Below are 7,557 nucleotides of genomic sequence, written 5' to 3' on the forward strand. Positions count from 1 at the left end.
CGAGCTTGACCGCCGCGCGGGAGAGGCCGCCGCCGCCCGCGAGGCCGCCGCCGGCGCCCCCGAGGAGGCCGCCGCCCGGCGTGCCGCCGCCGGGCGGGTGCTGGCCGAGGCCAAGGCGCGGCACGAGGCCGCCGCCGCGAAGCTGAGGGCGGCGGAAACCGAGGATCGCGAGGCGGCCGAGGGTCGCCGGCAGGCGGATGCGGGCTTTGCCGCGGCACGGGAGGCGCAGGTGCGCGCCCAGGCGGCGGTCGAGCAGGCGGAAGCGGCGGCGCAATCGGTCGGCGCGCGCATGGTCGAGCGGCTCGGCGAGGAGGCCACTTTACCGGAACCGCCGGAGGACCTTTCCGATGCGGCGGAGGAGAAGGCCCGCCGCAAGGCCGAGCGGCTGGCGCGCGAGCGCGAGGACATGGGCCCCGTCAACCTGCGTGCCGAGCAGGAGGTGACGGAGATGGAGGAGCGGATCGGCGCCATCGACCGCGACCGCGACGAGATCGGCACCGCCATTGCCAAGCTGCGCGGCTCGATCGGGCATCTCAACCGGGAAGGGCGGGAGCGGCTGCGCGCCGTGTTCAACCGGGTGGACGCCGAGTTCCGCGCGCTGTTCGGCCGGCTGTTCGGCGGTGGGCGGGCGCATCTGGCGCTGGTGGGCAGCGAGGATCCGCTGGAGGCCGGGCTGGAGATTTACGCCGAGCCGCCGGGCAAGAAGCTGGCCACCCTGTCGCTGCTCTCGGGCGGCGAGCAGGCGCTGACGGCGCTTTCGCTGATCTTCGCGGTGTTCCGCTGCCAGCCGGCGCCGGTCTGCGTGCTGGACGAGGTGGACGCGCCGCTGGACGACGCCAATGTCGAGCGGCTCTGCGGCCTGCTGGACGCCATGGCGGCGGAGGCGGGCACCCGCTTCCTGGTGGTCACCCACCACCCGCTGACCATGGCGCGGATGCACCGGCTCTACGGCGTGACGATGCAGGAGCGCGGGGTCAGCCGCCTGCTCTCGGTGGACCTGGGCGTGGCAACGGAGCTGGTTGAGGCCGCGCCTTAACCGCGGCCTCACCGTCCGGCGCTTCCCAGTGCGCTCGGCGGCGCTGGAGGATCTCGGCACCGGCTGCTGCTCCTCGCGCTGCGATCCGCAAAAGCTGCCTTCCGGCGTGCTGGAGGTGGACCGCGGCTTTGTCGGCGACCGGCAGGGCGAGGCAGCGGCCGCCTGGTGACCGAGACCATCCCGCGGCTGGCGCGCGGGCTGGAGGCGCAGGGCGTGGAGAGTCCGGCCCGGCTCGCCATGCCGCACGAGCGGGGCTGCGACATTGCGCAGGGCGTCCCGCTTGGCCGGCCATGGCTTGGGCCTGGCCGGGCACGGCGAAGCCGCCATGCCCTTGACACCACATGAACGGCCCCTTACGAGCCGTCCAGCCTACCGGCGGGGCGACCGCGGGAGCGAGGGTGAACGAACGCGACGACTTCAACGAGCGCCTGCGCAAGGCCCGGCACCGCCAGGGCCTTGACCAGAACGCTCGGGGTGCCGATGGGGAAGGCCAGGGCGGTCTGCCGGCCAGTGCCTTGCGCATCGGTCTGCGGGCCGGCGTCGAGGTCGTCTCGGCGCTGATCGCCGGTGCCGGAATCGGCTGGCTGATCGACCGCTGGCTCGGCACGTTCCCCTGGCTCTTCATGCTGTTCTTCGCCATAGGTGGTGTCGCCGGGGTGCTGAACGTTTATCGACTGTTCACCCCCCGGAAGGGCGCGCGCAAGTAGCACCGGATGACGGGAGAGCCGCAGTGGCCGCGGAAGGCAATACGATCGACGCGCTGAGCCAGTTCCAGCTGACGCATGCCCTCGGGCCCGTGGGCGCGGCGGTGAATTTCACGCAGTCCAATGCCTTCATGCTGACGGCGGCGGTGGTCATCGTGCTGATCATGACGGTTGGCATGGCGCCGCGCGCGATCGTCCCGGGGCGCCTGCAGGCCGCCGCCGAGACCTTCTACGAGTTCATCGAGAATCTGGTGATCGGGCAGGTCGGGCACGAGGGCAAGCGGTACTTCCCGTTCGTGTTCACCCTGTTCATGTTCATCCTGCTGGGCAACGTGATCGGGCTGTTCCCCTACGCCTTCACCTATACCAGCCATATCGCCGTGACCTTCGGGCTCGCCGCCGTCGTCTTCGTCCTGACGACGCTGGTGGCGCTGGCCCTGCACGGCAAGAAGTTCTTCGGCTACTTCTTCCCCGAGGGCGCGCCGGTCTGGCTCGCGCCCATCATCGTGCCGGTCGAGGTGGTGTCCTACCTCTCGCGGCCGATCAGCCTCTCCATCCGTCTGTTCGCCAACATGGTCGCCGGCCACGTGCTGCTGAAGGTCTTCGCCACCTTCGTCGTGCTGCTGGGCGGCCTGGGCATCGTCGGCCCGTTCATCGCGGTGCTGCCGCTGACGGTCAATGTGCTTCTGATCGGGTTCGAACTGCTGGTGGCCTTTCTGCAGGCCTATGTGTTCGCCATCCTGACCAGCGTCTACCTGCATGACGCGGTGCACCTGCACTGACGGGGTCAGTCCTCACAAAGGGGCCACGTTTCTGCGGAGCCGCGTTTTCGCGGACCTAACATCAGACCAACGAAGGGATTACTCTGATGGAACTCGTGCTTGCTGCGAAGGCGATCGGCGCCGGTCTGGCCGTGATTGCCCTGTTCGGCGTCGGCCAGGCGCTCGGCAACATCTTCTCGACGCTGATCGCGTCGGTTTCCCGCAACCCGGCTTCGCGCGACACGGTGTTCCCGATCGGCATTCTGGGCTTCGCCCTGACGGAAGCCGTCGCGCTGTTCGCGCTGCTGATCGCCTTCCTCATCCTGTTCACCTGATGCCGCCGTGGCGCGGCGCCCGTCGGCGCCGCGCCACCAAGCCTTGGGGACCAAGACGACAGGGATGCAGATGATGAAGCCGATGCCCCTCGCCGGGATGCTGGCCCTGCTGGCCACCTCCGCCGCCCATGCGGTCGAGACGGCCGGCGGCGCCATGGAGGAAACCACCACCGGCGGCATGCCGCAGCTGGATTTCTCCAATCCGCTGATGCTGGCGCAGGTGGTCTGGATGCTGATCATCTTCGGCGTCCTGTACTACGTGCTGGCCAATGTGGCGCTGCCGCGCGTCACCTCCGTGCTGGACGAGCGCCGCCACCGCATCGAGGGTGACCTCGAGGCCGCCCGCGCCGCCAAGGCCGAGGCGGATGCCGCCGCCGGCGCCTACCAGTCCGCCACCGCCAAGGCTCGCGCCGACAGCCAGGCCGCCATCGCCGGCGCCCTGCAGTCCGCCCAGGCCGAGGCCTCCGCGAAGAACGAGGTGCTGAACGCCCGCCTCGCCGAGCAGATCGAGGCCGCCGAGGCCCGGATTGCCACGGCCCGCGACACCGCCATGGCCGCGCTGCGCGAGGTGGCGACCGATACCGCCAACGCCATGGTGACGCGCCTGACCGGCCTGAAGCAGGAAGCCGCCACGGCCGCCGCCGTGCAGCGCCAGCTGGCCGCGCAGGGCAAGGCGTAAGGAGGGCGACATGCACCATTACGAGCATTTCTGGCTCAACCCGGTTTTCTGGGTCGCCGTCTCTTTCGTCATTTTCGTGGTCCTGCTGGGCCGCACGATCTGGGGCAAGGCGACCGAGGCTCTGGACGCCCGTGCCGCGCGCATCCGCGCCGACCTCGACGAGGCGGCCCGCCTGCGTGCCGAGGCCGAGGCGATGCGCCGGCAGGCCGAGTCCGAGCGGGCCGCCGCCATGACCGAGGCCGAGGCGCTGATCGCCCGCGCCAAGGTGGAGGCCGAGCGCGTCGCCGCCGCCACCGCCGCGGAGGCCGAGGCCGCCGCCAAGCGCCGCGAGCGGATGGCGATGGACCGTATCCAGGCGGCCGAGGCCAGCGCCCTGGCCGATGTGCGCAACGCCGCCATCGCCGTGGCCGCCGCCGCCGCGCGCGACGTGATCGCCGACAAGCTGGATGCCGGCGCCGACGCCAAGCTGATCGACACGGCGGTGGCCGACCTGCCGAAGGCGCTGCGCGCCGCCTGAGCCTCGCGCATATGCCGGGCCGACCAGCGGGGGCCTTCACGGCCCTCGCTTGCGTTTCCAGCGTTTGCCTCGCGGCGGGTCAGGGAGTATCGGTCCCGGCGAGACACCCCGCACGGCCAGGATTTTCCGCTTTGCCCGATACCACGGCACCGGTGCGCTACGTCGCCAAGAACATGCGCCTCGACCTGCGGCTGATCGCGGGCATGATCGCGCCCGGCACGAAGGTGCTCGACATCGGCTGCGGCGATGGCGCGCTGCTGGACCACCTGACGCGGGAGAAGGGCGCCGATGCCCGCGGCATGGAGATCGACATGGCGCAGGCGACGGCGGCCGTCGCCCAGGGCCTGGCGGTGATCCAGGGCGATGCCGACACCGATCTCGCCTTCTACCCCGACGATGCCTTCGACTACGTCGTGCTGTCGCGCACGCTCCACGCGGTGGAGAAGCCGCGCGAGGTGCTGCGGCAGATGCTGCGCATCGGTCGCTACGCCATCGTCTCCTTTCCGAACTTCGGCCATTGGGAGGTGCGGATGAAGCTGTTCCTCACCGGCCGGATGCCGATGACGGAAACCTGGGGGCGCCCCTGGCACGAGACGCCCAACATCCACCCCTGCACCATCCTGGACTTCTGCGACCTCTGCGAGGCCGATGGTTACGCCATCGAGCAATGGCTGGCGGTGGACGAGAAGGGGCTCCGGGCGCCCTGGGAGCGCTCGGTGCGGCTGGCCAACCTGTTCGGCGAGCAGGCGCTGTTCCGCCTGACGCGAAAGGACAAGAAAAGCCTGGGGGAATGAATTTCCCCCACGCCTTTCCTCAGGCCATCGCGCCGCGGGCGGCGATCGGCCAGAGGCATTCGACTCGGCCGTCGCGAACGCCAACAAACCAGTCGTAGCGGTCGATGGTCGGGTCGCAGTGGCCGGGCACCAGCCGCAGCTTCTCGCCGAGCTTGGGCGGCGTGCCGCCCTCGATGCGGAGGTTGCCGTGCTCGTCCGAAGCGCCGGCGTAGCGCAGGCCGGTGCGCTGCCAGGGCTGCGGGAAGCCGGAGTCGGTCGGCGCGGCCTTGTGCCCGGCATCCACCACGGCGAGGTCGGGCTTCGGCGTGCTCATCACCTGCGTCAGGATGAAAAGGGCATGGCGGAAGGGTGGCGCCTCCTGGTTGGCGGCGTAGTCCACGTCCATGAAGGCATAGGAGCCGGCCTGGATCTCGGTGAAGACGCCGCTGGCCGCCTCGAGCCGGAAGGTGCCGGTCCCGGCGCCGCCGACGATGCCGCAGTCCAGCCCGCGCTGGCGCAACTGCTCCACCGTGCGGCGGGTGTCCTCGATGGCGGCGTGGATGGCCTCGGCGCGTCCCTCCGGGGTGCGGATGTGCTGGGCGCGGCCGTGATAGGCCTGCAGTCCGCCAAAGGTGAGGTGCCGGCTGCCGGCGATCCGCTCCGCCAGCGCCACAGCCTCCGGGCCGGGTGCCACGCCGCAGCGCCCGGCGCCGACATCGATCTCCACAAGCACGGGCAGGCGGATGCCGGCAGCCTCGGCGGCCTGCTCGGCCAGGGCGATGGCCTCGGCGTTGTCGACGCAGAGCGCCACCTTGCTGATGCGCGCCAGGGCGGCCAGCCGGGCGAGCTTGCGCGGCGACACGACCTCGTTGCTCACCAGGATGTCCGGCACGCCGCCCCAGGCGAGGGCCTCGGCCTCCGCCACCTTCTGCACGCATTGCCCGACCGCGCCGCGGCGGATCTGCTGCAGGGCGACGATCGGTGATTTGTGCGTCTTGGCATGGGCGCGGAGCTTCGCCCCGGTGGGAGCGAGAAAGCCCGCCATGGTGTCGAGATTGGCCTCGAAGGCGTCGAGGTCGAGGATCAGGGCGGGGGTGTCCACCTCCTCCTCGCGCATGCCGGGTTCGGCGGGGGGCGGTTGCAGCATGGCGGGTCTCCGGCACAGGGAAGGGCGGAAGGGTAGGGCGCATCACGCCGCCGTCAAACCCCTCCCTCCCGGCCCGCGACCCTGCCGCCCGCCTGTCAGCACGCCGCGGTCAAGCAGCGTGCCGTGGCGGATCGCCGGGGTCAGTGCCCCGCGTTCTCGCCGGAGAAGTCCGGCGCCTGCAGGCCCGAGGCCTCGACCTGCTCGGCCAGCAGCGCCTTCAGCCGCTCCAGCCCTTCCTCGGTCTTGGCCTCGGCGCGGGCGACCAGCACCGCCTGGGTGTTGGAGGCGCGCAGCAGCCACCAGCCGTCCTCGGTCAGCACGCGCACGCCGTCCACGTCCTGCACGTTGGCGCCCGACCTGGCCAGCCGCTCCTTCACCTCGGTGATGACGCCGAACTTGCGCTCGTCCGGGCAGTTGAAGCGCAGCTCCGGCGTGTTGATCACCTTGGGCAGCGCGTCGCGCATCTGGGCCAGGGACTCCCCGGAGCGCGCGACGATGCCCAGCAGGCGGATGGCGGAGTAGGGCGCGTCGTCGAAGCCGTACCACTTGTCGGCGAAGAAGATGTGGCCCGACATCTCGCCGGCCAGCGGTGCCTTGGTCTCGGCCATCTTGGCCTTGATCAGCGAGTGGCCGGTCTTCCACATCAGCGGGTTGCCGCCGGCCTTGGCGACCTCGTCGAACAGCACCTGGCTCGCCTTGACGTCGGCGATGATGGTGCCACCCGGGTTGGCCTTCAGCACGTCCCGCGCCAGCACCACCAGGAGCTGGTCGCCGAACAGCATGTTGCCCTCGCCGTCCACCGCGCCGATGCGGTCGGCGTCGCCGTCGAAGGCGATGCCGAGGTCGGCACCCTGCTTCTTCACCTCGGCGATGATCTGCTCGAGGTTCTTCAGCACCGTCGGGTCGGGGTGGTGGTTGGGGAAGCGGCCGTCGATCTCGCCGTTGATGACGGTGTGCTCGCCCGGCAGCCTGGTCACCAGGCGGCGGGTGATCTCGGCGCCGGAGCCGTTGCCGGGGTCCCAGACCACCTTCAGCGCGCGGTCGCCGCCGTCATAGTCCTTGATCAGGCGGGCGATGTACTCCTCGGAGATGTCCACCTGGGTGGAGGAGCCGGAAGCCTCCGGCACCACATCCCCGGCGGCGGCCATCGTGCCGATCTCCTGGATCTGGCTGCCGAAGAAGGGCTTCTTGCCCAGCATCATCTTGAAGCCGTTGTAGTCCGGCGGGTTGTGGCTGCCGGTGACCATGGCGGCGCCGTCGGCGCCGAGCGCATAGGCGGCGTAGTAGAGCATGGGCGTCGGGCCGCAGCCGATGCGCGCCACCTCCAGCCCGCAGGCGACCAGGCCTGCGACGAGCTGCGCCTCCAGCTCGGGCGAGGAGAGGCGGCCGTCATAGCCCACCGCCACCTTCTTGCCGCCGCCGCGCACCACGATGCTGCCGAAGCAGCGGCCGATGGCGAAGGCATCCGCGCTGGAGAGGGTTTTCCCGACGATGCCGCGGATGTCGTATTCGCGCAGGGAAGTGGGGTGGAACTCGTGGCGGAAGGCGGTCATTCGGGATTCCTTGAGCTTACGGTCGGCCGATCGAGGTGTAGTTGAACCCGCA

General features: G+C 70.6%; 11 protein-coding genes. 9 read left to right on the top strand and 2 right to left on the bottom strand.

The window, feature by feature from the left end:
* The 9 genes from E0493_RS22635 to metW all read left to right on the top strand — a co-directional run.
* The coding region (locus tag E0493_RS22635) for an AAA family ATPase (protein WP_160939534.1) at nucleotides 1-1,036 on the top strand (1,036 nt) is incomplete at its 5' end.
* Nucleotides 1,020-1,205 carry a hypothetical protein gene (locus tag E0493_RS22640; protein ID WP_160939535.1) on the top strand — a complete coding sequence of 62 codons (186 nt, stop codon included), beginning with the start codon at nucleotides 1,020-1,022 and terminating at the stop codon, nucleotides 1,203-1,205. The genes E0493_RS22635 and E0493_RS22640, both read left to right, overlap by 17 nt.
* On the top strand, nucleotides 1,202-1,381 hold the full coding sequence (locus E0493_RS22645; RefSeq protein ID WP_160939536.1) for a hypothetical protein: 180 nt from the start codon (nucleotides 1,202-1,204) through the stop codon (nucleotides 1,379-1,381). Before E0493_RS22640 ends, E0493_RS22645 begins: the two co-directional genes overlap by 4 nt.
* A 53-nt stretch (nucleotides 1,382-1,434) precedes the next feature.
* Complete coding sequence (locus E0493_RS22650) at nucleotides 1,435-1,743, top strand: AtpZ/AtpI family protein (RefSeq protein WP_367614580.1); 309 nt, start codon at nucleotides 1,435-1,437, stop codon at nucleotides 1,741-1,743.
* Between the two features lie 23 nt (nucleotides 1,744-1,766).
* The gene (locus tag E0493_RS22655; RefSeq protein WP_160939538.1) at nucleotides 1,767-2,522 is read left to right on the top strand and encodes a F0F1 ATP synthase subunit A; all 756 of its coding nucleotides are present in this window, start codon (nucleotides 1,767-1,769) and stop codon (nucleotides 2,520-2,522) included.
* Between the two features lie 86 nt (nucleotides 2,523-2,608).
* Nucleotides 2,609-2,836: an ATP synthase subunit C family protein gene (locus tag E0493_RS22660; protein ID WP_160939539.1), complete on the top strand. Its 228-nt coding sequence runs from the start codon at nucleotides 2,609-2,611 to the stop codon at nucleotides 2,834-2,836.
* A gap of 73 nt (nucleotides 2,837-2,909) precedes the next feature.
* Complete coding sequence (locus E0493_RS22665; RefSeq protein ID WP_235913998.1) at nucleotides 2,910-3,515, top strand: F0F1 ATP synthase subunit B family protein; 606 nt, start codon at nucleotides 2,910-2,912, stop codon at nucleotides 3,513-3,515.
* A 10-nt stretch (nucleotides 3,516-3,525) separates the two neighbouring features.
* Complete coding sequence (locus E0493_RS22670; RefSeq protein ID WP_160939541.1) at nucleotides 3,526-4,032, top strand: F0F1 ATP synthase subunit B family protein; 507 nt, start codon at nucleotides 3,526-3,528, stop codon at nucleotides 4,030-4,032.
* Nucleotides 4,033-4,205: 173 nt separating this feature from the next.
* Nucleotides 4,206-4,826: a methionine biosynthesis protein MetW gene (gene metW, locus E0493_RS22675; RefSeq protein WP_160939544.1), complete on the top strand. Its 621-nt coding sequence runs from the start codon at nucleotides 4,206-4,208 to the stop codon at nucleotides 4,824-4,826.
* 19 nt (nucleotides 4,827-4,845) lie between these two features.
* Here metW and E0493_RS22680 read toward each other — a convergent pair whose 3' ends face one another.
* Together E0493_RS22680 and pgmG are read right to left on the bottom strand one after the other, a co-directional pair.
* Nucleotides 4,846-5,952: a DSD1 family PLP-dependent enzyme gene (locus E0493_RS22680; RefSeq protein WP_160939542.1), complete on the bottom strand. Its 1,107-nt coding sequence runs from the start codon at nucleotides 5,950-5,952 to the stop codon at nucleotides 4,846-4,848.
* A 140-nt stretch (nucleotides 5,953-6,092) separates the two neighbouring features.
* The gene (gene pgmG / locus E0493_RS22685) at nucleotides 6,093-7,505 is read right to left on the bottom strand and encodes a phosphoglucomutase/phosphomannomutase PgmG (protein WP_160939543.1); all 1,413 of its coding nucleotides are present in this window, start codon (nucleotides 7,503-7,505) and stop codon (nucleotides 6,093-6,095) included.
* Nucleotides 7,506-7,557 lie beyond the last annotated feature (52 nt).

The sequence above is a fragment of the Teichococcus coralli genome, assembly GCF_009829925.1.
GTDB classification, from domain to species: Bacteria; Pseudomonadota; Alphaproteobacteria; order Acetobacterales; family Acetobacteraceae; genus Pseudoroseomonas; species Pseudoroseomonas coralli.